The organism is Streptomyces rapamycinicus NRRL 5491, from assembly GCF_024298965.1.
In the GTDB taxonomy this organism is placed as follows: Bacteria; Actinomycetota; Actinomycetes; order Streptomycetales; family Streptomycetaceae; genus Streptomyces; species Streptomyces rapamycinicus.
Genome location: NZ_CP085193.1, coordinates 3,910,612 through 3,936,987, shown reverse-complemented (window position 1 = coordinate 3,936,987; position 26,376 = coordinate 3,910,612). Strand labels below are relative to the sequence as shown.

At 72.0% G+C, this 26,376-nt stretch carries 21 protein-coding genes and 1 pseudogene; 12 read left to right on the top strand and 10 right to left on the bottom strand.

Going from position 1 to position 26,376, the window contains the following annotated elements:
- Nucleotides 1–41 precede the first annotated feature (41 nt).
- Together LIV37_RS15810 and LIV37_RS15805 are read left to right on the top strand one after the other, a co-directional pair.
- Nucleotides 42–1,655: an ABC transporter permease gene (locus tag LIV37_RS15810; RefSeq protein WP_121825435.1), complete on the top strand. Its 1,614-nt coding sequence runs from the start codon at nucleotides 42–44 to the stop codon at nucleotides 1,653–1,655.
- A complete protein-coding gene (locus LIV37_RS15805; protein WP_020868127.1) occupies nucleotides 1,656–2,693 on the top strand; it encodes an ABC transporter ATP-binding protein in 1,038 nt (345 codons plus the stop codon).
- 65 nt (nucleotides 2,694–2,758) lie between these two features.
- On the opposite strand, the gene LIV37_RS15800 is transcribed toward LIV37_RS15805, so the two are convergent.
- The 5 genes from LIV37_RS15800 to LIV37_RS15780 form a co-directional block, all read right to left on the bottom strand.
- Nucleotides 2,759–3,856, bottom strand: a complete 1,098-nt coding sequence (locus LIV37_RS15800; protein WP_020868126.1) for an LOG family protein — start codon at nucleotides 3,854–3,856, stop codon at nucleotides 2,759–2,761.
- A gap of 105 nt (nucleotides 3,857–3,961) precedes the next feature.
- Complete coding sequence (locus LIV37_RS15795) at nucleotides 3,962–5,218, bottom strand: hypothetical protein (protein WP_121824898.1); 1,257 nt, start codon at nucleotides 5,216–5,218, stop codon at nucleotides 3,962–3,964.
- Complete coding sequence (locus LIV37_RS15790; protein WP_020868125.1) at nucleotides 5,200–5,925, bottom strand: ABC transporter ATP-binding protein; 726 nt, start codon at nucleotides 5,923–5,925, stop codon at nucleotides 5,200–5,202. The genes LIV37_RS15795 and LIV37_RS15790 overlap by 19 nt, the downstream gene beginning before the upstream one ends.
- A 169-nt stretch (nucleotides 5,926–6,094) precedes the next feature.
- Entirely contained in the window at nucleotides 6,095–7,783 is a 1,689-nt protein-coding gene (locus LIV37_RS15785; RefSeq protein WP_020868124.1) for a thiamine pyrophosphate-binding protein, read from the bottom strand.
- 53 nt (nucleotides 7,784–7,836) lie between these two features.
- On the bottom strand, nucleotides 7,837–9,312 hold the full coding sequence (locus LIV37_RS15780; protein WP_020868123.1) for a sodium:solute symporter family protein: 1,476 nt from the start codon (nucleotides 9,310–9,312) through the stop codon (nucleotides 7,837–7,839).
- A gap of 243 nt (nucleotides 9,313–9,555) precedes the next feature.
- Here LIV37_RS15780 and LIV37_RS15775 point away from each other — a divergent pair, with 243 nt between their 5' ends.
- Nucleotides 9,556–11,232, top strand: a complete 1,677-nt coding sequence (locus tag LIV37_RS15775; protein WP_121824899.1) for a PucR family transcriptional regulator — start codon at nucleotides 9,556–9,558, stop codon at nucleotides 11,230–11,232.
- A 54-nt stretch (nucleotides 11,233–11,286) separates the two neighbouring features.
- Here LIV37_RS15775 and LIV37_RS15770 read toward each other — a convergent pair whose 3' ends face one another.
- Nucleotides 11,287–12,648 (bottom strand): aspartate aminotransferase family protein, encoded by a 1,362-nt coding sequence (locus LIV37_RS15770; RefSeq protein WP_020868122.1) that lies wholly within the window; start codon nucleotides 12,646–12,648, stop codon nucleotides 11,287–11,289.
- 2 nt (nucleotides 12,649–12,650) lie between these two features.
- Nucleotides 12,651–13,124: an Lrp/AsnC family transcriptional regulator gene (locus LIV37_RS15765; protein WP_020868121.1), complete on the bottom strand. Its 474-nt coding sequence runs from the start codon at nucleotides 13,122–13,124 to the stop codon at nucleotides 12,651–12,653.
- Between the two features lie 178 nt (nucleotides 13,125–13,302).
- Between LIV37_RS15765 and LIV37_RS15760 the strand changes: the two genes are divergently transcribed.
- Nucleotides 13,303–14,754, top strand: a complete 1,452-nt coding sequence (locus LIV37_RS15760) for a gamma-aminobutyraldehyde dehydrogenase (protein ID WP_020868120.1) — start codon at nucleotides 13,303–13,305, stop codon at nucleotides 14,752–14,754.
- A gap of 109 nt (nucleotides 14,755–14,863) precedes the next feature.
- Here LIV37_RS15760 and LIV37_RS15755 read toward each other — a convergent pair whose 3' ends face one another.
- Nucleotides 14,864–15,571 (bottom strand): glycerophosphodiester phosphodiesterase, encoded by a 708-nt coding sequence (locus tag LIV37_RS15755; RefSeq protein WP_020868119.1) that lies wholly within the window; start codon nucleotides 15,569–15,571, stop codon nucleotides 14,864–14,866.
- The gene (locus LIV37_RS15750) at nucleotides 15,568–16,590 is read right to left on the bottom strand and encodes an adenosine deaminase (protein ID WP_020868118.1); all 1,023 of its coding nucleotides are present in this window, start codon (nucleotides 16,588–16,590) and stop codon (nucleotides 15,568–15,570) included. Before LIV37_RS15750 ends, LIV37_RS15755 begins: the two co-directional genes overlap by 4 nt.
- Before the next feature lie 111 nt (nucleotides 16,591–16,701).
- On the opposite strand from LIV37_RS15750, the gene LIV37_RS15745 reads away from it, so the two are divergent.
- Complete coding sequence (locus tag LIV37_RS15745) at nucleotides 16,702–17,775, top strand: DUF4190 domain-containing protein (RefSeq protein WP_121824900.1); 1,074 nt, start codon at nucleotides 16,702–16,704, stop codon at nucleotides 17,773–17,775.
- On the opposite strand, the pseudogene LIV37_RS15740 reads toward LIV37_RS15745, so the two are convergent.
- Nucleotides 17,715–18,370 (bottom strand): annotated as a pseudogene (locus LIV37_RS15740) (NADAR family protein). The gene LIV37_RS15745 and the pseudogene LIV37_RS15740 sit on opposite strands and share 61 nt — an antisense overlap.
- 115 nt (nucleotides 18,371–18,485) lie before the next feature.
- On the opposite strand from LIV37_RS15740, the gene LIV37_RS15735 reads away from it, so the two are divergent.
- From LIV37_RS15735 to LIV37_RS15705, 7 genes are all read left to right on the top strand, one after another.
- Complete coding sequence (locus LIV37_RS15735) at nucleotides 18,486–18,920, top strand: DUF4190 domain-containing protein (RefSeq protein WP_020868116.1); 435 nt, start codon at nucleotides 18,486–18,488, stop codon at nucleotides 18,918–18,920.
- A gap of 251 nt (nucleotides 18,921–19,171) precedes the next feature.
- Nucleotides 19,172–20,692: a gamma-aminobutyraldehyde dehydrogenase gene (locus LIV37_RS15730; protein WP_020868115.1), complete on the top strand. Its 1,521-nt coding sequence runs from the start codon at nucleotides 19,172–19,174 to the stop codon at nucleotides 20,690–20,692.
- Between the two features lie 67 nt (nucleotides 20,693–20,759).
- Nucleotides 20,760–22,007, top strand: a complete 1,248-nt coding sequence (locus tag LIV37_RS15725; RefSeq protein ID WP_020868114.1) for a polyamine ABC transporter substrate-binding protein — start codon at nucleotides 20,760–20,762, stop codon at nucleotides 22,005–22,007.
- 21 nt (nucleotides 22,008–22,028) lie between these two features.
- Nucleotides 22,029–23,180 carry an ABC transporter ATP-binding protein gene (locus tag LIV37_RS15720; protein ID WP_020868113.1) on the top strand — a complete coding sequence of 384 codons (1,152 nt, stop codon included), beginning with the start codon at nucleotides 22,029–22,031 and terminating at the stop codon, nucleotides 23,178–23,180.
- The gene (locus LIV37_RS15715) at nucleotides 23,177–24,115 is read left to right on the top strand and encodes an ABC transporter permease (RefSeq protein ID WP_020868112.1); all 939 of its coding nucleotides are present in this window, start codon (nucleotides 23,177–23,179) and stop codon (nucleotides 24,113–24,115) included. The genes LIV37_RS15720 and LIV37_RS15715 overlap by 4 nt, the downstream gene beginning before the upstream one ends.
- Entirely contained in the window at nucleotides 24,112–24,909 is a 798-nt protein-coding gene (locus LIV37_RS15710; protein ID WP_020868111.1) for an ABC transporter permease, read from the top strand. The genes LIV37_RS15715 and LIV37_RS15710 overlap by 4 nt, the downstream gene beginning before the upstream one ends.
- Before the next feature lie 5 nt (nucleotides 24,910–24,914).
- Complete coding sequence (locus LIV37_RS15705) at nucleotides 24,915–26,363, top strand: NAD(P)/FAD-dependent oxidoreductase (protein ID WP_020868110.1); 1,449 nt, start codon at nucleotides 24,915–24,917, stop codon at nucleotides 26,361–26,363.
- Nucleotides 26,364–26,376 lie beyond the last annotated feature (13 nt).

The following is a 26,376-nucleotide window of genomic DNA, read 5'->3' as shown; positions in this document are numbered from 1 at the left end:
ACCACCGCGGCCGTCGCGCGATCGCCCTCCGGCTCGCCCTGATGGCGGTGCCGCTCGCCTTCTTCGCGGTCTTCTTCGCCTATCCCGTGGCCGCCATCGTCACCCGGGGGCTGCGTGTCGGCGGGCGGTGGCGGTTCGGCCGGATCGCCGAAGTGGTGACCGATCCGGCGACGCTGGACGTCCTGTGGTTCACCTGCTGGCAGGCGGTCGCGTCCACCGCCCTCACGCTCGCGGTGGCGCTGCCCGGCGCGTATGTCTTCGCCCGCTTCGACTTCCCCGGCAAGGGGCTGCTGCGGGCCGTGGTGACCGTGCCGTTCGTCCTGCCGACCGTCGTCGCCGGATCTGCCTTCCTGGCCTTGCTCGGCCGGGGCGGGCTGCTGGACGAGCTGTGGGGGGTGCGGCTGGACACCTCCGTCTGGGCGATCCTCCTGGCCCATGTCTTCTTCAACTACGCGGTCGTCGTCAGGACCGTGGGCGGGCTGTGGGCCCAGCTCGACCCGCGTCAGGAGGAGGCCGCGCGGGTGCTCGGCGCGAGCCGGCCGTCGGCCTGGCGCCGGGTGACGCTGCCCGCCCTGGCCCCGGCCGTGGCCGCCGCCGCGCTGATGGTGTTCCTGTTCACCTTCACCTCCTTCGGCGTGATCCAGATCCTGGGCGGCCCCCGCTACGCCACCCTGGAGGTGGCGATCTACCGGGAGACCGCGCAACTGCTCGACCTCCCCACGGCCGCGGTGCTGACCCTCGTCCAGTTCGCCGCGGTCGCGGCCGTGTTGGCCCTGCACGCGTGGACCGTAAGGCGTCGCGAGAGCGCCCTGCGGCTCGTGGACCCGGGCCGCACCGCGCGCCGCCCGAAGGGCCCGGCCCAGTGGGCGCTGCTGTGGGGCGTGCTGGCCATGGTCGCGCTGCTGATCGTGACACCGCTCGCGGTGCTGGTGGAGCGCTCGCTGAACGGGCCGGACGGCTACGGGTTCACCTACTACGAGGCGCTGCGGTCGGCCGCCGACAGTGGGGGCACCTTCTTCGTGGCTCCCATGGAGGCCGTCGGGAACTCCCTGTGGTACGCGGCGGTCGCCACCGTCTTCGCCCTCGTCGTGGGCGGTCTCGCCGCCGCGGCGCTCACCCGTAAGGCGGGCAGGCTGGTGCGGGGCTTCGACGCGCTGCTGATGCTGCCGCTGGGCACCTCGGCCGTCACCGTGGGATTCGGCTTCCTGATCGCCCTGGACGAGCCCCCGCTGGATCTGCGCGCCTCCTGGGTCCTGGTGCCGCTCGCCCAGGCCCTGGTGGGCGTGCCCTTCGTCGTACGGACCATGCTGCCGGTGCTGCGGGCGGTGGACCACCGGCTCCGGGAGGCGGCGGCCGTGCTCGGGGCGTCCCCGTGGCGAGTCTGGCGGGAGGTGGACCTGCCGCTGGTCGGACGGGCCGTGGCGGTCGCGGCGGGCTTCGCGTTCGCCGTCTCCCTGGGCGAGTTCGGGGCGACCGTCTTCATCGCGCGCCCCGACCATCCGACCCTCCCGGTGGCCATCGCCCGCTTCCTGGGCCGGGCCGGACAGCTCACCTACGGACAGGCGATGGCCCTGAGCACGATCCTGATGCTGGTCTGCGCCGGATCGCTGCTGGCGCTCGAGCGCATCCGCACCGACCGTTCCGGAGAGTTCTGAATGACGCTGCTGCGACTCGACGAGGTGACCGTAAGGTTCGGCCGGCGCGACGCGCTGGACGCCGTGGACCTGGAGGTCGCCGAGCACGAGACGGTCTCTGTGCTGGGCCCGAGCGGAAGCGGTAAGTCCACCATGCTGCGCGTGGTGGCCGGACTGCAGCGCCCCGACACCGGCCGGGTGTGGCTCGCCGGACGCGACCAGGGCGGGGTGCCCACGCACCGGCGCGGGGTGGGGCTCATGTTCCAGGACCACCAGCTGTTCCCGCAGCGGGACGTGGGCGGCAACGTCGCCTTCGGGCTGCGGATGCGCAAGATGGGGCGCGCGGAGGCGGACCGCCGGGTCGCCGAACTGCTGGAGCTCGTGGGGCTGCCGGGCGCCCAGCGCCGCCCCGTCGACTCGCTCTCCGGAGGTGAGCAGCAGCGGGTGGCGCTCGCCCGCGCGCTTGCCCCACGGCCCAAGCTGCTGATGCTGGACGAGCCGCTGGGCCAGCTCGACCGGGGGCTGCGGGAGCGGCTGGTGGTGGAGTTGCGCGAGCTCTTCGGACGGCTGGGCACCACCGTCCTCGCGGTCACCCACGACCAGGGGGAGGCGTTCGCGCTCGCGGACCGGGTGGTGGTGATGGAGAACGGCCGGATCGCCCAGACCGGCACCCCGCTGGAGGTGTGGCAGCGGCCCGCCACCGAGTTCGTCGCCCGCTTCCTCGGCTTCGACAATGTGGTCGAGGCGATCGTGCACGGCGAGGTCGCCGACACCGTATGGGGCAAGCTGCCAGTGCCGCCCGGCTCCCGGCCGGGCCCCGGCAGGCTGCTGGTCCGCCCCGCCGGGGTGCGGCTGACGGACCCCGAGGAGGGTCTGGCGTGCACCGTGGTGGCGCGCACGTTCCGCGGCGACCATGTGGCGCTCATCCTGCGGCTGCCGGACCCGGCCGCGCCGCGTCTGGAGGCGTCGTGCGCCCTGCGGGACGCCCCGGAGGCGGGGGCCCGGGCCGGGGTGGTCATCGACCCGGCCGACGTGGTGCTCCTGGACCCCGAACCCTGAGCCGGGGCCTCCTTGCCCTCCGCTGGTACGCCTCCCCCGGTACTCAGCGCTTCCCCGACGCCGGTTCAGCCCAGCATCGACAGCAGCGCCTCCGGCGCCTCGTCCACCGAGTCCACCAGAGCGATACGGGCCTTCATGGACCGTCCCTCCGCGAGCGCTTCGAGCAGCGGCCAGGTCGGCAGCCGCCGCGTCCAGTGGTCCCGGTCCACCAGCACCATCGGGGTCGGCTCACCGCGCGACTCGTAGTAGTTCGGCGTCGCGTTGTCGAAGATCTCCTGGACGGTCCCGGCGGCGCCGGGCAGGAAGACCACGCCCGCGGTCGAGCGCGCCAGCAGCCCGTCCTCGCGGGTGGCGTTGGCGAAGTACTTGGCGATGTGCGAGGCGAACGCGTTCGGCGGCTCATGGCCGTAGAACCAGGTGGGGATGCCGACCGACGCCCCGCCGTCCGGCCAGCGCTCGCGCACCGCGAAGGCGGCCTCGGCCCAGGCCCCGATGGACGGCCGGAAGGAGGGCGTCTTGCCGAGCAGTTCGAGCGCCTCGTCCAGCACCGCGTCCTCGTGCGGGGCCGTGTAGGCGCCCAGGTTCGCGGCCTCCATCGCGCCCGGCCCGCCGCCCGTCGCGACCGTGAGGCCGGTCCGCGCCAGGGCCCGGCCGAGGCGTGCGGCGCCCGCGAATCCGTCGGAGCCGCGCTCCAGCGCGTGGCCGCCCATGACGCCCACCACCCGCGTTCCGACGAGGAATTCGTCGAGCGCGTCGGAGACCGCGTCGTCGTGGATGGAGCGCAGCATCGAGGCGAAGATGTCGCCGTCGGTCTTGGTCCGCTGGAACCAGGCGTAGGCGAGCGCGTCCGGCGTCCGCACGTAACCGTGTTCGGTGAGGCCTTCGAAGAGCTCCGCGGGGGAGTAGAGGGTGCCGCGGTACGGGTCGAACGGCAGATCCGGCACCGGCGGGAACACCAGCGCGCCCCCGGCCCGGACCTTCGCCGCCGCCTCGGTCTCCATCGGGCAGCCGAGGAAGACGGACTCGCTGGTGTCGGTGGAGAGGAGCGCGGCCGTACGGCCTGTCAGGTCCACGGACTGGACCCGGAACCCGGCCAGGGTGCCGCGGGCGACGACCTGGTCGAACTCCTCGATGGACTCTATTTCCCGGTCTGGTTCCTGCACGCCGACATGCTAATCACACCGGAGGTGGGGGGCTGTGGATTGGGGCAATCGTGACCGGGCCGCTTCGCCGCACAATCCAGGCATGAACACCGACACCCGGGATTTTCAGCGGTGGAACGGCATCGCCGTGAGATGCGCCACCACCCAGACCAGCGGCACCAGGAGCGCCAGTAGCGCCGTCGCGCGCAGCGCGGCCGCCCCGCGGAGCAGCCGGGCCGGGGCGCCGAGGCGGACGAGGGCGGCCGTCGTGCGCTCGCGCGCGCTCCTCGCTTCCACGACCGCGGTCAGGGTCGTAGCCGCGGCGCACAGCGTGACCAGGGCCGCGCCCAGACCGGTGAGCGGGCCGAAGGCATGGGCGCCGGACGGCCCGGAGGCCCTTCCGTACAGTTCGAGGACGGTGAATCCGGCGGCGGCCAGGGCACACAGCGCGCCGACCGGGCGCCCGATCAGCCCGGCCTCCTGCTGGAGCAACCGCCCGGCCAGCAGCCGCAGCACCCCAGGCCGCCCGACGGCCAGCAGCCTGCCGCACAGATGGGTGAGGCCGGGCCCGGCCAGCACCAGCCCGAGCGCCGCCAGGGCCCAGCCGCCCACCACACCGGGCGGGTTGCCGCCGAGCCGGCCCGGCACGGCGAGCAGGGCGTCGGGGAGCGGGGGCGCGTCACCGCTCGCGTACGCCTGCAGGGCGAGCCCGGCCGCGGTCAGGGCGATGCCCCAGGGAAGTCCGGAGGTGGCCTGGTGGGGCTGGGGGGCGACCGGCCCGGTCACAACGGTGGGCCGGGCCGGGGCCGCCGGGCGGCGGGCGCCCCGTGGTCCGCGGACCGGCTGGTGCGCCGCCCTCGGCTGCCGGGGCCACAGCCCGGCCGCGCACGCGGCGCCCACCGCCACGGGGACGACGGCGAGCAGCGTGACCGTGCCGGCCAAGGGCAGGGACCGGCCGCCGCCGAGCCGCCGGCCGGCCGCCCCGCTTCCGGCCCAGTCCAGCCAGGAGTCCCCGAGATCGCCGCGCAGATGCAGGAAGACCAGCAGCGCCAGCACACCGCCGAGCGCGCAGGCGGCCGCCATCGAGACCGCCGCGAGAAGCGCCGCCCGGGCCGGGCCCGCTCCGGCCGCCGCGAAACCGGGGCCAGGGCCGGTGCTGGGGTCGGCGCGGCCCACGGCGACGGCCAGCTGGACGGTCGCGGCCAGCGGTACGAGGCACCACAGCAGCCGCCCCACCGCGCCCTGCGAGTCGTCCGGGTGGCCCGAGGCGAACCCGAGGGCGCTCAGCAGCAGAAAGCTCGCGCCCGCCGCCGCGACGGTGACCAGCGACCGCCGCAGCAGCACCGACGGGCGGGCGCCACGGGCTAGGCGGAGGCTGAGCACGCGGCCCTGCCTTCCGCCTCGGAGGGGTCCGAGCCCACCCGGCGCCCGTCGAGCAGGGCGACGGTGTGGTCGGCGAGGGTGGCCACCTCCTGGTCGTGTGTCGCGAGGACCACGGTGATGCCGTGGGAGCGGGCCGCCGAGGTGAGGGTGCGCAGCATCTGGGCGCGGTCGGTCTGGTGCAGCGGGGCGGTGGGCTCGTCGGCGAAGAGCACGCCGGGCCCGGCGGCCAGCGCGCGGGCGAGCGCGACCCGCTGGCGCTGCGACTGCAGCAGTGCGGCGGGCCGCGCCCGGGCGCACTCGCCGATGTCGAGCCGGTCCAGCCATTCGCATGCGGCGCTCTTCGCGGCGCGGCGCCCGGTGCCGCGCAGCATCAGGGCGAGCGCGGCGTTCTCCCAGGCGGTGAGTTCGGGGACGAGCTGGGGTTCGGTGCCGATCCAGCCGAAGTGCTCGCGCCGCAGCCGTTCGAGGCCGAGTGGGGGGAGGGAGTGCACGGGGACGCCCTTGAACCACACTTCCCCGCTGTCCGGCACGAGTTGGCCCGCCAGGCAGGCGAGGAGGGTGGTCTTGCCACAGCCGCGCGGACCGGTGACGGCGACGATCTCACCCTTCCGGGCGCCGAGGGAGACCCCGGTGAGGGCGGGCGAGCCGCCGTAGGCGTACGACACGGTGCGTGCCGCGAGCATGTCGTCGTCCGGCGGAGCCACCATCCCGAGCACCTCGCCTTACCTGCGACCGTCTCATTCCCCCGGTTGGGTGAACGAGCGCGGAGCCAATGGGTCACAGGCACGGTAAGGACTCGGGTGGGGCCCCGCGCCCAGGCTCGGCGCGGGTGGCCCCCTTTTCCTCCGATCAGCCCTGATCGGGGTCGGGCACCGATCAGGGCTGACCGGGACCGGGGCCGCCGTCGGGGCTGCCGTCCGGGCCGCCGTCGGCCGGCCGGTCGAGGTGGGTGGGCGCGAACATCCGCAGCAGCGCGGGCAGTACCACGACCGACGGCCCGGGGGCCGCGAGGGCGTCGGCGAGATCCGTGCGCAGCCGCTCGGGTGTGGTACGGACCGCCGGGACGCCGAAGGACTCGGCCAGCGCGACGAAGTCCGGGCGGGACAGCTCGGTGGCGGTCGCCTCGCCGAACGTGTCCGTCATGTACTCGCGCAGGATGCCGTAGCCGCCGTCGTCCACGATCAGCCAGGTGATGGGGAGTTGGTACTGATGGGCGGTCGCGAGTTCGGCGATCGAGTACATGGCGCCGCCGTCGCCCGACACGGCCAGCACCGGCCGTCCGCGGTCCGCGGCGGCGGCCCCGAGGGCGGCCGGGAAGCCGTAGCCGAGGCCGCCCGCGCCCTGCGCCGAGTGCAGGGCGCCCGCACGGGGATCGAAGGCGGACCAGGCCCAGTAGGCGAGGATCGTCATGTCCCAGAAGCTGGGGGAGTCATCGGGCAGCGCGTCCCGCACCGCGTCCAGCACCCGCCGCTCCAGCTCCAGGCCCTGCGCGTCGATCCGCTCCCGCACCCGGGTGAGCAGCCCGGCCGCGGCCTTGGCCGCGGTGCCCGGCGGGCGGGGCGTCACGGCCTCGGTGAGCGCGGCCAGCGCCTCGCGGGCGTCGGCGTGGATGCCGAGCGCCGGGTGGTTGGACTCCAGCTTGCCGAGGTCGGCCTCGATCTGTACGAGACGGCCTCGCGGGCTGAACGTGTGGTAGTTGGAGGAGAGTTCACCGAGTCCGGAGCCGACGACCAGCAGGACGTCGGCGTCCTCCAGGAACTCGGTGGTGTGCGCGTCCTCCAGCCAGGACTGGAGCGAGAGCGGATGATCCCATGGAAACGCGCCCTTGCCGCCGAAGGTCGTCGCCACGGGCGCGTCCAGCACCTCGGCCAGCGCCCGCAGCTCCTGCCGCGCCCCGGCGCGCACCACCCCGCCCCCGGCCAGGATCACCGGACGCTCGGCGGCGTTCAGCAGCCTCGCCGCCTCCGCCGTCAGCTCGGGCCGGGGCGACAGCGGCCGGGGCTCGGCCCGCAGGGAGGTCACCGGCGGCACGGAGACCGGTGCGAGCAGCACATCCTGCGGGATCTCCAGCCACACCGGCCCGGCGGGGGCCTCCAGCGCGGACGCCCAGGCGGCGGCGACCGCGGAGGGGATCTGAGAGGCGGTACGGGCCGTGTGGACCGACTTCACCACGTCGCGGAACGACGCCTTCTGGTCCACGAGTTCATGCAGATAGCCCTTGCGCCCGCCACCCAGCCCCGCCGTCGGCACCTGGCTGCCGATGGCGAGGACCGGCGCGGACGCCGCCGCCGACTCCTGCAGCGCGGCGAGCGTCATGAGCGCCCCCGGCCCTGTGGACACCAGCAGCGGCGCCACCGTGCCGGTGACACGCGCGAAGGCGTCGGCGGCGAACCCGGCGTTGTTCTCCACCCGCAGTCCCACATAGGTGAGCCCGGACCGCCGCAGCGCGTCGAACGCCCCGAGAGCGTGCTGTCCGGGAAGCCCGAACACGGTGCTCGCCCCGAGCGCGGTGAGGGACTCCACGACGAGATCGCCGCCGTGACGCGCGCGCTGTGCGGTGGGCATGGATTGGTGCCTTTCTGACGATGTGTATCGAAGAGAGCGAGTGTGATGCGGTGTCAGGCGCCTGCGGTGGCCGGACTGGTGGTCTTCGAGACGGGGGCGGCGGGCTCACCGGCCAGCCGTCGCCGCCAGACGTCCAGGATCGCCGCGTCCGTCGGCTTGGTGGCGAGGCTGACCGCGACATACGCCACCAGCGAGGCCAGCAGCCCGAAGTAGATGGGCTCGTTGGCGAGGATGCCCTTCCACCCCATCAGCGCGATGACCGTGAGGCCGCCGACACCGACCGAGGCCAGTGCGCCCGCGCCCGTGCCGCGCTTCCACAGCAGCCCGCCCAGGATCGGCATCAGCAACCCGCCGACCAGCATGTTGTAGGCGACGGTCAGCGCCTCGACGACATCGTTGAGCGCCACGGAGATGCCGATCACGGCGACGCCCATGATGAGGATGAAGACGCGGTTGCCACCGATCTCGTCATGGGAGGCGCCGGCCGTACGGAGCGTACGGCCGCGCAGCCGGGCCCAGATGTCGTTGTTGGCCACCGTCGCGCAGGCGATCAGCGCGCCCGAGGAGGTGGACATCACCGCGGACAGCGCGGCGGCCAGCACCAGCCCCTTCACACCCACCGGGAGGGCGTCCTTGACGATGGTCGCGAACGCGTCGTCCGGGGCGCCCAGCTTGGGGTACAGCACCCTGGCCGCCGTGCCGATGATCGCGCCCGCGACCGCGTAGGCCAGGCAGTACGTACCGGCCGCGGTGCCGCCGAGGCGGGCGACCCGGTCATCGCGGGCGGTGAAGACCCGCTGCCAGATGTCCTGGCCGATCAGCATGCCGAAGGAGTAGATCAGCACATAGGTGAAGACGGTCTGGCCGCCGATGCCCATGGGGGAGAAGTAGCCGTGTGGGAGTTCGGCCTTCATCGCGTCGAAGCCGCCCGCCTTCACCACCGCGATGGGCAGCAGCAGGAGCAGCACGCCCACCGTCTTGACCACGAACTGCACCATGTCGGTGAGGGTGATCGACCACATGCCGCCGAGGGTCGAGTAACAGACCACGATCGCCCCGCCGAGCACGATGGCGACGACCCGGTCCAGCCCGAAGATCACATCGAAGATGGTGGCGTAGGCGATGGTCGAGGTGACCGCCAGCATCAGGGTGTAGGCCCACATCACGATGCCCGAGATCAGCCCGGAGGAGCCGCCGTAGCGCAGGTCCAGCATCTGGCTCACCGTGTAGACCTTGAGCCGGGCGATGCGCGCCGAGAAGAAGACCGACAGCGCCAGCAGCCCGAGGCCGATGGCGATGACCATCCAGGCGCCGGAGAGCCCGTACTGGTAGCCGAGCCCGACGCCGCCGATGGTGGACGCGCCGCCGAGCACGATCGCGGCCATCGTCCCGGAGTACATCAGCGGCCCCAGCCGCCGCCCCGCGACCAGGAAGTCACTGGTGGAACTGGTGCGGCGCATCCCCCACCAGCCGAGCGCGAGCATGCCCGCGAGATAGACGACGATCACGGTGTAGTCGACAGCGGTCATGGCGGTGCTCCTCGGTCCGGCGGGGGTCGGCTGGCGGTCGGGAGGTCGGGGCGTCGGGAGGGCGGAGACGCACGGGATCGGGGAGGTCCCGGTGATCCGCGGGGATCGAGCCCCGGGGGGGTGTGGGGAAACGTGGGGAGTGACGGAGACCCTAGGTGTCGCCGAAGCGTCCGGGAAGTGTACGTTTCCTCCACTCCCGATCCCCGGGATGTACGAACCATCCCCTCGCGAGGCCCCGCCGTGATGAACGACCGCGTCCCCCCGACGGCCCCCGTCCCGCTCTCCACCCTCCTTCGCCAGCCCGCCCTGGGCTTGCGGCAGGTCGCGGGCGGGCGCGAGACGGACACGCCCGTGTACTTCGTCCACACCAGCGAGATGGAGGACCCCGTCCCGTATCTGCTGGGCGGAGAGCTGCTGCTCAGCGCGGGGGTGCACTGCCCGGAGGCGGCGGGCGCCGGCACCTACTGGGACCGCTATGTGGCACGTACGGTCCAGGCGGGCGCTGCGGCGCTCGGCTTCGGCATCGCGCCGGTGCACGAAACGGTGCCCCGTGCGCTGGCGGAGGCGTGCGACCGGCACGGGCTGCCGCTGGTGGAGGTGCCCCGGCAGACGACCTTCACGGCCGTGGCGAGCGCCGTATGGGACGCGATGGCCGAGCGCCGCCACCATGAGCTGCGGAGCCTCACCGAGGCGCAGCAGTCGCTGGCGACGGCCGCGGCGCGCCCGCACCCCGTACCGGCCGTGCTGCGCCAGCTCGGCCAGCACCTCGGGGCCTGGACGGTGCTCTACGGCCCGGCCGGTCCGGACGCCCCGGACGGCGCGGAGCTGGCGGCCGCCGGGCCGCGGCCGCCGCGCGAGGCCCGTAAGGCGCTCGGCGCGCTCGCGGCGCGGCTGCGCTCGGGACCGTCCTCGGCGGCGGGCAGGGCGACCGGGGCGGCCGGTGAGGAGCTGCTGCTGACCGCGTACGGGCTGGGCGGCCCGGCCGGGCCGGAGGACCGGCTCGCGCTCGGCGTCTGCGCACCCCGGCGGGACGGGGCGGACGGGGCGATCGTGGGGGTGGCCGTGGTGCTGCTGTCGCTGCTGACGGCCCGCCGGGTGGTCGGGGCCGAGGCCGAGCGCACATCGGCGCTGGTGCGGCTGATGCTCGGTGCCGAACCAGCGCGGGTGGCGGGGCTGCTGAGTCCCTTGGCGGGACCCCCGGGGACACCGGGGCAGCCAGGTCACCCGGGGACGCCAGGGCAGCCCGGACAATCGAGGACGCCGGGGCAGCCGGGGACGTCAGCCCAGTCAGCCCAGCCGGGCACGCCGGGGCAGCCAGGGCAGCCCGGGACGTCTCTCGAGCCCCCGGAGGACGGTGGGCTGTGGACCGTGGTGCACGGGCGGCGGCGCGGTCGCGGCCGGGACGACGGGCTGCTGGCCACGGCGGCGCTCGCGGCAGGGCTCGGGACGCCGCTGGTCGACCTCGACGGGGACGCGCTGAGCGCCCTCGTCCCGGGCGAGGGGGAGGTTCGGGCGCAGCCCGGCTGGACCCTGGGCGTCGGGGCGCCCGTACCGGCCGCGGACCTGACGCGCGGCGCCGCCGACGCCGCCCGCGCTCTGCGGCGGGCGGTGGCCGAGCGGGTGCCGCTGGTGCGGGACGGCCCGGCCCGCGCGGGCGGGGTCGGCTCGCTGGTGGACCCGGCCGAGGCGGGGGCGCACGGCCGGGCCCTGCTGGCGCCGCTCGAGGGCGCACCGGCGCTGCTGGAGACGCTGCGGGTGTGGCTGTCGCTGCACGGCAGCTGGGACCGTACGGCGGTGGCGCTGGAGGTCCACCGCAATACGGTCCGTCAGCGGATCGCCCGCGCCGGGGCCCTGCTGGATGTGGACCTGGGTGACGCGGACGTCCGTATGGAGCTGTGGTTCGCCCTCAAGTGGGCGTGAAGCTGAGTGTGGAACTGGGCGTGGGACGCCGGGGCTTGAACTGCCCTGGCAGCCTCAGAGCTTGGTCCACGCCTCCGTCAGCACCGACCGCAGCACCTGCTCGATCTCGTCGAACACCGCCTGGTCGGCGATCAGCGGCGGGGCCAGCTGGACGACCGGGTCGCCTCGGTCGTCGGCCCGGCAGTACAGCCCGTTCTCGAACAGTGCCTTGGAGAGAAAGCCGTAGAGGATCCGCTCGGTCTCCTCCTCGTCGAAGGACTCCTTGGTGGCCTTGTCCTTCACCAGCTCGATGCCGTAGAAGAAACCATTCCCCCGGACATCGCCGACGATCGGCAGATCGTGCAGCCGCTCCAGCGTGGAGCGGAACGCGGTCTCGTTGTCCAGCACATGCTGGTTGAGGCCCTCGCGCTCGAAGATGTCGAAGTTGGCCAGGGCCACGGCGGACGAGACCGGATGGCCGCCGAAGGTGTAGCCGTGCAGGAAGGTGTTGTCGCCCTCGTAGAAGGGCTCGGCGAGCCGGTCGGAGATGATGCACGCGCCGATCGGGGAGTAGCCGGAGGTCATCCCCTTGGCGCAGGTGATCATGTCCGGGACGTAGCCGAACTTGTCGCAGGCGAACATCGTGCCCAGCCGCCCGAAGGCGCAGATGACCTCGTCCGAGACGAGCAGCACGTCATGGCGGTCGCAGATCTCACGGACCCGCCGGAAGTACCCGGGCGGCGGCGGGAAGCAGCCGCCCGCGTTCTGCACCGGCTCCAGGAAGACCGCGGCCACGGTGTCCGCGCCCTCGAAGAGGATCTGCTGCTCGATCTGGTCGGCGGCCCAGCGGCCGAACGCCTCGGGGTCGTCACCGAAGATCGGGGCGCGGTAGATGTTGGTGTTGGGGACCTTGTGGGCGCCGGGGACCAGCGGTTCGAAGGGGGCCTTGAGCCCCGGCAGACCGGTGATCGACAGGGCGCCCTGCGGGGTGCCGTGGTAGGCCACCGCCCGGGATATGACCTTGTGCTTGGTGGGCTTGCCGGTCAGCTTGAAGTACTGCTTGGCCAGCTTCCACGCGGTCTCGACGGCCTCGCCGCCGCCGGTGGTGAAGAAGACCTTGTTCAGGTCGCCGGGCGCGTAGCCCGCGATCCGCTCGGCGAGCTCGACGGCCTTGGGGTGGGCGTAGCTCCACACCGGGAAGAAGGCGAGCTCCTGGGCCTGCTTGTAGGCCGTCTCCGCCAACTCGACCCGGCCGTGGCCCGCGTTGACCACGAACAGGCCGGCCAGGCCGTCGATGTACCGCTTGCCCTTGTCGTCGTAGATGTACGTGCCCTCACCGCGCACGATCGTCGGCACGGGGGAGTTCTCGTACGACGACATGCGGGTGAAGTGCATCCACAGGTGGTCGTACGCCGTCTTGGAGAGGTCGGCGCTCATTGCTATCTCGTTCCCCAGGTATAGGTCTGCTTCCGGAGCTTGAGGTAGACGAAGCTCTCGGTGGAGCGCACACCGGGCAGCGTGCGGATCCGCTTGTTGATCATTTCGAGGAGATGGTCGTCGTCCTCGCAGACGATCTCGATCAGGAGATCGAAGGAGCCCGCGGTGACGACCACGTACTCGACCTCGTCCATGGCGGTCAGCGCGTCCGCGACCGGGTCGAGATCGCCCTCGACGTTGATGCCGACCATCGCCTGCCGCCGGAACCCCACGGTGAGAGGATCGGTGACGGCGACGATCTGCATCACGCCCTGGTCGAGCAGCTTCTGCACACGCTGCCGTACGGCGGCCTCGGAGAGCCCGACGGCCTTTCCGATGGCGGCGTACGGCCGGCGACCGTCCTCCTGGAGCTGCTCGATGATCGCCAGGGATACGGAGTCGAGGGTCGGCGTGCCGTTCTTGTCAGGTGTGGCCACGACCCTCACTGTGCACGAGCCTCGCCCGTGTCGCAACCCTTCTTCGATGAATTTCGTCGTTAAGGGACCTTGAAAACACTGATTCCGTCGTTCTGGTGTGGCGGGTATGTTGAAAACGCAGCACCGGCGACTACTGTGGGTGTCTCACCCATCGGACAGCTGACAGGAGGGGTGGCACGTGACCACCGAACTGCGTCGTCTGCGCAACTACATCGACGGAGAGTTCCGGGACGCCGCGGACGGGCGGACCACGGAGGTGGTCAACCCGGCCACGGGCGAGCCCTACGCCACCGCGCCGCTGTCGGGCGCCGCGGACGTGGACGCGGCGATGGCCGCCGCCGAGGCCGCCTTCCCGGCCTGGCGCGACCTGGTGCCCGGCGAGCGGCAGAAGGCGTTGCTCAAGATCGCCGACGCCTTCGAGGCGCGGGCGGAGGAGCTGATCGCCGCCGAGTCGGAGAACACCGGCAAGCCGATCGGTCTCACGCGGGACGAGGAGATCCCGCCGATGATCGACCAGATCCGCTTCTTCGCGGGCGCGGCCCGGATGCTGGAGGGCCGCTCGGCCGGCGAGTACATGGAGGGGCTCACCTCGATCATCCGGCGTGAGCCGGTCGGGGTGTGCGCCCAGGTCGCACCGTGGAACTACCCGATGATGATGGCCGTATGGAAGTTCGCCCCGGCGCTGGCGGCGGGCAACACGGTCGTCATCAAGCCCTCGGACACCACGCCCGCCTCCACGGTGCTGTTCGCCGAGATCATCGGCGGGGTGCTGGCGGAGCTGGGCCATCCGCAGGGCGTGTTCAACGTGATCTGCGGCGACCGCGAGACCGGTCGGCTGATGGTCGAGCACTCCGTGCCCGCCATGGCGTCCATCACCGGATCGGTGCGGGCCGGCAAGCAGGTCGCCGAGAGCGCCTCCAAGGACATCAAGCGGGTGCACCTGGAACTCGGCGGCAAGGCCCCCGTGGTGGTCTTCGAGGACACCGACATCCCCAAGGCGGTCGAGGACATCTCGGTCGCGGGCTTCTTCAACGCGGGCCAGGACTGTACGGCCGCCACCCGGGTGCTGGTCCACGAGTCGATCCACGACGAGTTCGTGAGCGCGCTCGCCAAGGCCGCCGCCGAGACCAAGACCGGCGCGCCGGACGACGAGGACGTGCTGTACGGCCCGTTGAACAACGCCAACCAGCTGGCCCAGGTCACCGGCTTCATCGACCGGCTCCCCGCGCACGCCAAGGTCGAGGCGGGCGGCCACCGGGTCGGCGACAAGGGCTTCTTCTACGCGCCCACCGTGGTCTCCGGGCTCAAGCAGGACGACGAGATCGTCCAGAACGAGGTCTTCGGCCCGGTCATCACCGTGCAGACCTTCTCGGACGAGGAGCAGGCCATCTCCTACGCCAACGGTGTGGAGTACGCGCTGGCCTCGTCGGTGTGGACCAAGGACCACGCCCGCGCGATGCGGATGTCCAAGGCCCTCGACTTCGGCTGCGTCTGGATCAACACCCACATCCCGCTGGTCGCCGAGATGCCGCACGGCGGCTTCAAGCAGTCCGGCTACGGCAAGGATCTGTCCGCGTACGGCTTCGAGGACTACACCCGCATCAAGCACGTCATGACGTCCCTGGGCTGATGCCGGGCTGACGCCGGGCTGATTCCCGCGCGGGGCGGGCCGAGGTCCGCCCCGGCCGTGCGGCGCGGGCCGATTCCCGCGCCGGGCTTGTCACTTGGTCATGGCAGGGTCATCCGTCATGACCAAGGGGGGACATCCGGACCAGGGCCGTGAGCGCGGCGACGCGGTTGGTGGTGATCGCGTCGACGCCCGCCCGCAGCAGCCGGGACATCGACCGGCGGGTGTCGGCGGTCCAGGCGGAGACCAGCAGCCCGTCGGCGTGATGCCGGGCGACCAGCTCGCGGGAGACCAGCCCGAAGCGGTAGTTGAGCCACCGGGGACGCAGCGCGGCCAGCAGCGCCGGACGCGGCGGGGCCAGTGTGGTCCAGGTCAGCGCGATCTCGGCGTCCGGATCCGCGCGCCGCACCGCGTGCAGGGCCGCCAGCGCGCCGCAGTAGTACACCCGGCCGGCCGCCCCGCCCTCCCGCACCTGGGCGACGGCGGCGGGCGCGGCCGAGGCGTCCGGCAGGTCGATCAGCAGCCGGGTGGAGCCGGCGGAGACGAGGGCCTCGCGCAGGGTCGGCACGCCCCCGCCGGTCAGCTGCCGCACCTCCTCGGCGGTCAGCCCGGACAGCGGCCGCTCCCGGCCCCACAGCCGCTTCAGCGTGGCGTCGTGGAGCAGCACCGGCACACCGTCCCGGGTCAGCCGTACGTCGATCTCGACCGCGCCCGCCCCCGCGCGCACCGCGGAGCGGATCGAGGGCAGGGTGTTCTCACGGCACACATACGGGTCGCCGCGGTGGCCGACCGGGACGCATCCCGCCCCCGCCGGTCTCATCGGCCCGCGACCACCGTGTAGGCGTCGATCTCCGCCGAGAGCCGCGCCTTGCCCTCGGCGTCCAGGAAGGACGCCTCGACCGCGTTCTTGGCCAGGGCCGCCACGCCCGCCGCGTCCAGGTCCAGCAGCTGGGCCGCGACCTGGTACTCGGTGTTGAGGTCGGTGCCGAACATCGGCGGGTCGTCGCTGTTGATCGTGACCAGCACCCCGGCCTCGACCATCTGCTTCAGCGGGTGCTCACCGAGGGTGGCGACGGCGCGGGTGGCGATGTTGGAGGTCGGGCAGACCTCCAGCGGAATGCGGTGCTCCGCGAGATGGGCGAGCAGCTTCGGGTCCTGGACGGCGCTGGTGCCATGGCCGATGCGCTCCGCCCGCAGCTCGACGAGGGCGTCCCAGATCGTCTGCGGCCCGGTGGTCTCGCCCGCGTGCGGCACACTGCGCAGCCCGGCGGCGATGGCCCGGTCGAAGTACGGCTTGAACTGGGGGCGCGGCACCCCTATCTCCGGACCGCCGAGGCCGAAGCCGACCAGCCCCTCGGGGTTCAGCTCACAGGCGATCCGGGTGGTCTCCTCGGCGGCCTCGAGACCGGCCTCGCCGGGGATGTCGAAGCACCAGCGCAGCACCGTGCCGAAATCCGACTCGGCGGCCTTGCGGGCGTCCTCGATCGCCTCGACGAAGGCGGTGTCCGGGATGCCGCGCCGGGTCGAGCTGTACGGGGTGACGGTCAGCTCGGCGTAGCGGATGTTCTGCCGGGCCATGTCGCGGGCGATCTCGTAGGTCAGCAGCCGGACGTCCTCGGCGTCGCGGATCAGGTCCACCACGGAGAGGTAGATCTCGATGAAGTGCGCGAAGTCCCGGAAGACGAAGTACTCGGCGAGGGCCTCGGGGTCGGTGGGCACCTTGGAGTCGGGGTGGCGGGCGGCCAGCTCGGCCACGATGCGCGGCGAGGCGGATCCCACGTGGTGCACATGGAGCTCCGCCTTGGGCAGCCCGGCGATGAAGGTGGTCAGATCGGTCAACAAAACCTCCGGGAGACGCCCGCCGACGGCGGGTTCCGGTCATCGTATTGTGTGGCGCCGACGGGCTCGCCACAGGCCGTAGCATGGTCGGACGTCTTTGTGGGGAGCTCCATGGCCGACCAGCACGACCCGTCCGAGCCGCAGGATGAGCAGCGGCGACCCGGGCCGCCGAGGCAGCCCGAGCCGGTCGACCGCGACCCGTGGGCTCCGCCGGCGCGGCGGGTCGCGATGGACAAGGCCGCCGGGGAGACGGACGCGGCGGACAGTGGTGCGGGCGGTGCGGGCGTGGCGGGTGGCGCGGGCGTGGCGGACAAGGCGGCGGACAGAGCGGTAGGTGTGGGCGAGCCGGGCATACCCGCGCCCCGGCCCCCGGCGGTCCCCGCTCCCCGGCCCAGGGTGGCCGAGCAGCCAACCCTCACCTCCCATCCCGCCCCGCCGGGCCCGACGCCCCCGCCCCCTCCGCCGCCCCCGCCGAGCGCCGCACGGCCGCGGGGCCAGGTGACCCCGCCGGGCGCGGTGCCCCCACCGCCGCCCGCGCCGACCGGCCCGGGCACGCCCAGTGCCTACCCCGCCGCGCCGTACGGCCCCGCGGGCTACCCGCCGAACGGGTACGGCCAGAGCGGATACGCCCAGCCGAACGGATACCCCCAGCCCGGGTACGGGCAGCAGGCGCCGTACGAGCAGTCGCCGTACGGCGGGGCGCAGGGCCAGGGCCATCCCGGCTACGCCTACCCGGGCACGGGCTACCCCGGCACCGCCCAGCCCGGCACGGGCTACCCCGGCTCCGGCTACCCCGGTGCCGCCTACCCCGGAGGGGCGTACGGCCAGGGCTGGCCGGGCGGGCCGTATGTGCCGAACAACGGCCATGGCACGGCCGCCCTGGTGCTCGGCATCATCGGCCTGGTGCTCTTCGCGAGCATCGTGCTCGGCATCGTCCTCGGTGTGCTCGCGATCATCTTCGGGGTGCTCGGCCGCTCCAGGGCGGCCGGCGGCGAGGCGACCAACGGCGGCTCGGCGCTGGCCGGGGTGATCCTCGGGGTGATCGCCGTGGTGGCGAGCGTCGTCATGATCTTCGTCTACATAGCCACCGAGGACGACGACTCGGGCAGCGATGACGACCCGGGCTATGCCAGTGTCTCGGCCCCTGCGGTGCTCCCGCCCCCACTCGCCGATATCAGCCGCTGACGCGCCTCCATCAGCGCGAACCCCAGCAGATTGAGCCCGCGCCAGCGGACCGGGTCCGCCGCCCGCTCGTCGTCCGCAGCCAGCCCGATGCCCCACACCCGGTCCACCGGGCTGGCCTCCACCAGCACCCGCGACCCGGTGCCCGGCAGATAGTCGCGCAACTCGGGGGGTGGCCGAACTTGTGCACACTGCCCTCGACCACGAGCCCGAAGCGATGGCGCCGCCAGGTCTCCTCGTCGAAGCCGCGCACCGCGCGGCCCGCGTCCTTGGCCTGCTTGGGGTGGGAGGCGTCGAGCGCCGAGCGCTCGGCCTCCGCGTCGCCGAACAGCCGCGCCTTGCCCGCCATCATCCAGTGCTCGGCCGTCGCATAGGTGACCCCGTCCACGGTGAACGGCGACGGCCACCACTGGCTGAAGCACCCCGAACCCACGCTTCCATCCGGCCTGGGCCGATGCCCCCAGAACCAGACGTACTTCAGGCGGTCACCGCGCGCGGCCCGCTCGACCAGCTCCTCGACCGACCGAGGGGCCCCGTCCGCCGAAACCGGGGGACTCCCCTCCGCCGAAACCGAATCCCCCACCCCGTTCGTCTTCATGCCCAGGATTCTCGCACCCGCCACTGACAGCCCCGCCGACCTGCGCAATCGAGCTGTCCAGGGATGAGTCCTGCCCATAACATTGCCGGACGTTAATCAGGAGGGGAGACCGACGATGTCCAGCAACACACCCGGTCCACAGCAGGGACCGTACGACCCACAGGCCAATCCCTACGCCGCGCCCCCGCCGCCGGCGCAGCCCCCGGCCCAGCAGCCGCCGTACCCCGGGGCCGGCTACCCCGCCGCGCCGCCCCTCTACCCGGGGGCGGCCGGGATGCCGATGCAGCTGAGCAATGGCATGGGCACGGCCGCGCTGGTCTGCGGCATCGTCGGTCTGGTCTGCGGGATCACCTACTTCCTGTGGGTCTTCGCGGTCATCCTCGGCATCCTGGCGATCATCTTCGGCGCCATCGGCAAGGGGAAGGTCGGCCGCGGCGAGGCGAACAACGGGGGCTCGGCCACCGCAGGTCTGGTCTGCGGCATCATCGGCATGGTGCTCCCGGCGATCTACCTCGCCGCGCTGGACGCCGCCATCGACTCCGTCTTCTAGCCGCCATCGACTCCGTCTTCCAGACGGCGCCCGGACCGCCGTCCGGACCGGCTGCTCAATCCGTCGGTCCGGACCGGGGTCCGGCTCGGAAACGGTGACGCCGGACCCACTCTGATCACTGAATCCGTCGCGAAACCAAAAAGCAACAACGGAATCCCTTGTTGAAGCGCTGCTCCTCTGTCAGGATCGGCCATCAATTCCGGTTGTAGCTACGCCGTGCCCCTATGGGCGGATCGGCGGAGGAGAGCGCGATGGATCAGCGGTTCGACGTGACGGAGCGATTCGCCGACGGTGCCCAGTACATCGCGGGCCGGCTGCGCGAGGGCGGCTCCGAGGGCACGCACGCGGTCGTCGACCCGGCCACCGGCGAGCAGGTGTTCAGCTACCGGCTCGCCGGTACGGCCGATGTCGACGCCGCCGTGGCCGCCGCCGGGGCCGCCTTCCCCGAGTGGGCGGGCGCCACCCCCGGCGAGCGGTCCGACGCGATGCACCGATTCGCCGCGGCGCTCACCGAGCGGGCGGACGACCTCGCGCACGCCGAGTCGCTGCAGTGCGGCAAGCCCATCAAGCTCAGCGCCGAGTTCGATGTGCCCGGCTCCATCGACAACACCGCCTTCTTCGCGGGCGCCGCCCGCCACCTGGAGGGCAAGGCCGCCGGCGAGTACAGCGGCGACCACACCTCGTACGTCCGCCGCGAACCCATTGGCGTCATCGGCTCCATCGCCCCCTGGAACTACCCCCTCCAGATGGCGGCGTGGAAGGTCCTCCCGGCCATCGCCGCGGGCAACACCATCGTGCTGAAGCCCGCCGAACTGACGCCCCTGACCTCGCTGATGTTCGCCCAGGCGGCCACGGAGGCGGGCCTCCCGGACGGCGTCGTCAACGTGGTGAGCGGCACCGGCCGCGAGGCGGGCGAGCGCCTGGTCTCCCACCCCGGCGTGGCGATGACCTCCTTCACCGGCTCCACGGCGGTCGGCAAGCGGGTCGCGGAGCTCGCCACGGCCACCGTCAAGCGGATCCATCTCGAACTCGGCGGCAAGGCGCCCTTCGTCGTCTTCGACGACGCGGACCTGGAGGCCGCCGCCCATGGCGCCGTCGCGGGCGCGCTGATCAACACCGGACAGGACTGCACCGCGGCCACCCGGGCCTATGTGCAGCGTCCGCTGTACGAGGCGTTCGTCGCCGCCGTCGCCGATCTCATGGCGACCGTAAGGCTCGGCGATCCCTTCGATCCGCACACCGACCTCGGCCCGCTGATCTCCCACACCCAGCGCGACCGCGTGGCGGGTTTCGTGGAGCGGGCCCGCGGCTACGCCACCGTCGTCACCGGCGGCGAGGCCCCGGGCGGCGACCTCGCCAAGGGCGCCTACTACCGGCCCACGCTCATCACCGGGGCGCCCCAGGACAGCGAGGTCGTGCAGTCCGAGATCTTCGGCCCGGTCCTGGTCGTCCTCCCCTTCGACAGCGACGACGAGGGCATCGCGCTCGCCAACGACACCCCTTATGGTCTCGCCGCCTCCGCGTGGAGCCGCGATGTCTACCGTACGGGCCGCGCCTCCCGCGAGATCCGGGCCGGCTGCGTCTGGATCAACGACCACATCCCGATCATCAGCGAGATGCCGCACGGCGGGGTGCGGGCATCCGGCTTCGGCAAGGACATGTCGGCGTACTCCTTCGAGGAGTACACGCAGGTCAAGCATGTGATGTCCGATAACACCGCGGTGGTCCGCAAGGACTGGCACCGCACGGTCTTCGGGGACCGACAGACCTGAATGTGCGGCCACCTCCGCGTGGCCTCGGCCGGCCGCCACCGGCCGACACCCTCGAAAGGCACAGCTTATGGAAGCACGGCACGAGCCCGAGAGCCTGTCCCCACCACAGATCGCCGCGATGCGGCGCTCCATGACCAGCGGCCGTATGGCGCTCACCCGCCGCTCCCTGCTGCGTGCGGGAGGCGCCGGGGCGATCGCCGTCGGCGGGCTCGGGGCGCTCGGTGGCTGCGGTATCCCGCCCGCAGGGCGCACCGAGGTGGACAACGCCTCGGATGACCACTCGGCCGAGGAGAAGCGGCTCGCCTTCTCCAACTGGACCGAGTACATGGACGTCGGCAAGGGCGGCCGCCATCCGACCCTGGACGCGTTCCAGCGCCGTACCGGCATCAAGGTCAAGTACACCGAGGACATCAACGACAACGTCGAGTTCTTCGGCAAGATCAAGCCGCAGCTCGCGGCGGGCCAGGACACCGGCCGCGACCTCATCTGCGTCACCGACTGGCTGGCCGCCCGGATGATCCGGCTCGGCTGGATACAACCGCTGGACCCCGCCCAACTGCCCCATGCCTACACCAACCTGGCGAAACCTTTTCGCACTCCGGACTGGGACCCGGGACGCGCCCACTCCTACCCGTGGACCGGCATCCCCGCCGTCATCGCGTACAACAAGAAGGCCACCGGCGGCCGTAAGGTCACCTCGGTCTCGCAGCTGCTGGAGGACCCCAAGCTCAAGGGCCGGGTCGGGCTGCTGACCGAGATGCGCGACACCGTCGGACTGACCCTCCTGGACATGGGCAAGAACCCCGAGACGGTCACCGCCGACGACTACGACGCCGCGATCGCCCGCCTCCAGAAGGCGTCCGACCGGGGCCAGGTCCGCCGCTTCACCGGCAACGACTACACCGGCGACCTCACCAAGGGCGACATCGCCGCCTGTATGGCCTGGGCCGGGGACCTGATCCAGCTCCAGTCGGACAACCCCGAGATCGAGTTCGCCATCCCCGACGCCGGCTATATGACGGCCACGGACAACCTCCTGGTCCCCAGCAAGGCGCGCCACAAGAAGAACGCCGAGCGGCTCATCGATTACTTCTACGAGCCCAAGGTCGCCGCGAAGATCGCCGCGTACATCAACTACGTCTGCCCGGTCGACGGCGTGCGCGAGGAGCTCGCGAAGATCGACAAGGCGCTGGCGGACAATCCGCTGATCCTCCCGGACGAGGAGATGGCCGCCAAGTCCCACTCCTTCCGCTCGCTCTCCAGCAAGGAAGAGGCGGCATTCGAGGACAAGTTCGCCAAGCTCACCGGCGCCTGACAAGCGAGGAAGCGCACCGCCATGACCCAGCCCACCTCCGGCGGCGACGTCCGGCTCGACCGGATCAGCAAGACCTACGGGTCCTTCACCGCCGTCCACCCGCTCGATCTGCACATACCCGCCGGCTCCTTCTTCGCCCTGCTCGGCGCCTCCGGCTGCGGCAAGACCACCACCCTGCGCATGATCGCGGGCCTGGAGGACCCCACCACCGGGACCGTCCGGCTGGCCGGCGAGGACATCACCGACCTTCCGCCCCACAAGCGGCCCGTCAACACCGTCTTCCAGAGCTACGCCCTCTTCCCGCACCTCGACATCTTCGAGAACGTCGCCTTCGGACTGCGCCGACGCGGCGTCAAATCGGTGAAGAAGCAGGTCGAGGAGATGCTGGAGCTGGTCCAGCTCGGTGACTTCGCCCGCCGCAAACCGCAGCAGCTCTCCGGCGGCCAGCAGCAGCGCGTCGCCGTCGCCCGCGCCCTGATCAACCACCCCAGGGTGCTGCTGCTGGACGAGCCGCTGGGCGCGCTGGACCTCAAACTGCGCCGTCAGATGCAGCTGGAGCTCAAGCGCATCCAGACCGAGGTCGGCATCACCTTCATCCATGTCACCCACGACCAGGAGGAGGCCATGACCATGGCCGACACGGTCGCGGTGATGAACGGCGGCCGGGTCGAGCAGCGCGGCGCCCCCGCCGAGCTCTACGAGAACCCCGGCACCACCTTCGTCGCCAACTTCCTCGGCACCTCCAACCTCATCGAGGCCGAGATCACCGACAAGAGCGGTGGCGACCTCGTGCTCTCCGCCGCCGGCGGCAAGCTCGCCGTGCCCGCCGACCGATGTAGCGCGCCCGTCCGCACGGGTGGGAAACTGCTGGTGGGGGTGCGTCCCGAGAAGATCACCCTGGCCCATTCCGAGGACGCAGGGACCGTCCCCGAGGGGCGCAACCGGATCACCGGGCGGATCGTCGACTCCAGCTTCATCGGTGTCTCCACCCAGTACCTCATCACCACCCCGGACTGCCCCGAGATCACCGTCTACGAGCAGAACATCGAGCGCGACGCCCGACTCGTCCCCGGCGCCGAGGTCGTCCTGCACTGGAACCCCGCCCACACCTTCGGCCTCGACGCGGCCCAGGACATCGACGCCGGTACGGAGCTGGACGAGGAGGCCCCATGAGCGCTACGGCGACTCCCGAGGCGCCACCGGCGGTCGAGGGGGAGAAGAAGCCGCCCCTGATCAAGCCCGCCGTCCGCAAGCGGCTGGTGCCCTACTGGCTGCTGCTCCCCGGCATCCTCTGGCTGCTGATCTTCTTCGCCGCGCCGCTGATCTACCAGGCGTCGACCTCCGTGCAGACCGGCTCCCTCGAAGAGGGCTTCAAGGTCACCTGGCACTTCCAGACCTACTGGGACGCGCTCACCGAGTACTACCCGCACTTCCTGCGCTCGGTGCTCTACTCCGCCACCGCCACCGTGCTGTGCCTGCTGCTCGGCTATCCGCTCGCGTACCTCATCGCCTTCCGGGCGGGCCGCTGGCGCAATCTGGTGATGATCCTGGTCATCGCGCCGTTCTTCACCAGCTTCCTGATCCGCACCCTCGCCTGGAAGACGATCCTGGCCGACAGCGGCCCGGTGGTGGGCGCGCTCAACTCGCTGCACATCCTGGACGTGACCAGCTATCTGGGGATCACCGAGGGGCAGCGGGTGCTGGCCACGCCGCTCGCGGTGGTCTGCGGGCTGACGTACAACTTCCTGCCCTTCATGATCCTTCCGCTCTACACCTCCCTGGAGCGCATCGACCCCCGGCTGCACGAGGCCGCCGGAGATCTCTACGCCCGCCCCTTCACCATCTTCCGGAAGGTGACCTTCCCGCTGTCCATGCCGGGCGTCGTCGCGGGCACCCTGCTCACCTTCATCCCCGCCGCGGGCGACTACATCAACGCCGAACTGCTGGGCTCCACCGACCAGAAGATGATCGGCAACGTCATCCAGTCGCAGTTCCTGCGGGTGCTGGACTATCCGACGGCGGCGGCGCTGTCCTTCATCCTCATGGCGGCCATCCTCACGATGGTCACCGTCTACATCCGCAAGTCCGGGACGGAGGACCTGGTGTGACGGCCCTGACGCGCTGGATACGGCGGAACCTGGTGATCATCGCGGGGCTCGGCACCCTCGCGTATCTGATCCTGCCCAACGTCGTCGTCCTGGTCTTCTCCTTCAACAAGCCCAACGGCCGGTTCAACTACGAATGGCAGCGGTTCTCCACCGACGCCTGGACCGATCCGTGCGGCGTCGCCGACCTGTGCGGCTCGCTCTCGCTCAGCCTGAAGATCGCGATATGGGCGACGATCGGCGCGACCGTCCTCGGCACGATGATCTCCTTCGCGCTGGCCCGCTACCGCTTCCGGGCCCGCCCCGCGGTCAACAGCCTGATCTTCCTGCCGATGGCGATGCCCGAGGTCGTCATGGCCGCCTCGCTGGCCACCCTCTTCCTCAACATGGGCGTGGACTTCGGCTTCTGGACGATCCTCATCGCCCACATCATGTTCTGCCTGAGCTTCGTGGTGACGGCCGTCAAGGCGCGGGTGATGTCCATGGATCCCCGGCTGGAGCAGGCCGCCCAGGACCTCTACGCCTCCCCGGTGCAGACCTTCCTGCGCGTCACCCTGCCGATCGCCGCGCCCGGGATCGCCGCGGGCGCGCTGCTGTCCTTCGCGCTCTCCTTCGACGACTTCATCATCACCAACTTCAACGCCGGCTCGACCGTGACCTTCCCCATGTTCGTCTGGGGATCCGCACAGCGCGGCACGCCCGTGCAGATCAATGTGATCGGAACGGCGATGTTCGCGGTCGCGGTGTTGTGCGTTCTCGTCGGCCAACTGGCCGGCGCCCGCCGCAAGAGGAGCTGAGAACCATGGCCACGGACGCCATGACCCGCTCGTCCGGGGGCGAGGGTGCCCCCACCCCGTCCGCTTGGAAGGCCCTGGCCGGGGCCGCGTACCGGCCGTACTGGCTGGACGACCCCGGCAGGCCCGGCCCCCGCCCCGCCCTCGTCGGGGAGGAGCAGTGCGATCTGCTCGTCGTCGGCGGCGGCTACAGCGGGCTGTGGACCGCCCTGATCGCCAAGGAGCGCGACCCCGGCCGCGAGGTGGTCCTGGTCGAGGGCCAGGAGATCGGCTGGGCCGCCTCCGGGCGCAACGGCGGCTTCTGCGCCGCCTCTCTCACCCACGGCCTCGGCAACGGCGCCGCCCGCTGGCCCGATGAACTGGCCGAACTCGAACGGCTCGGCCACCACAACCTCGACGCCATCGAGTCCGCCGTCGAGCGCTACGGCATCGACTGCGACTTCGAGCGCACCGGCGAGATCGACGTGGCCACCGAGCCGTACCAGGTGGCGGAGTTGCGCGAGGCCGCCCAGCTGGCGGCCGAAATCGGCGTCGGCGAGCAGGAGTTCCTCGACCGCGACGCGGTGCGCGCCGAGGTCGACTCGCCCACCTTCCTGGCCGGGCTGTGGGACCGCCGCGGCGTGGCCATGCTGCACCCCGCCAAGCTCGCCTGGGGCCTGGCGCGGGCCTGCGCCGAACTGGGCGTACGGATCTACGAACACACCCCGGCCGCACGGCTGGCCGGCGCCGGGGCGGCGATGGACGTCCGCACCCCGTACGGCCGGGTGCGCGCCCGCCAGGTGGCGCTCGCCACCAACGCCTTCCCCGCGCTGGTACGCCGCGTCCGCCCGTACGTCACCCCCGTCTACGATCACGCGCTGATGACCGAGCCGCTCAACCAGGAGCAGCTCGACGCGATCGGCTGGCGGGGCAGGCAGGGACTCAGCGACACCGCCAACCACTTCCACTACTTCCGGCTCACCGCCGACCAGCGCATCCTGTGGGGCGGCTACGACATCGTCTACCGCTACGGCGGGCGCGTGCGCGCCGAATACGATCACCACCCCGCCACCTACCGCACCCTCGCCCAGCACTTCTTCCGCTGCTTCCCGCAGCTGGAGGGCGTGCGCTTCAGCCACGCCTGGGGCGGTGCCATCGACACCTGCTCGCGCTTCTCCGCCTTCTTCGGCAGCGCGCACGGGGGGCGGGTGGCGTACGCGCTCGGCTATACGGGCCTGGGCGTCGGGGCGACCCGGTTCGGCGCCGAGGTGATGCTCGATCTGCTCGCCGGGGAGCGCACCGAGCGTACCCGCCTGGAGATGGTCCGCAGCAAGCCCCTGCCCTTCCCGCCGGAGCCGGTGCGGTGGGCGGGCATCGGCATCACCCAGTGGTCCATGACCCGGGCCGACGAGAACGGCGGGCGCCGCAATCTGTGGCTGAAGGCGATGGACAAGGTGGGGCTGGGGTTCGACAGCTGAGGGCGGAGCCCGC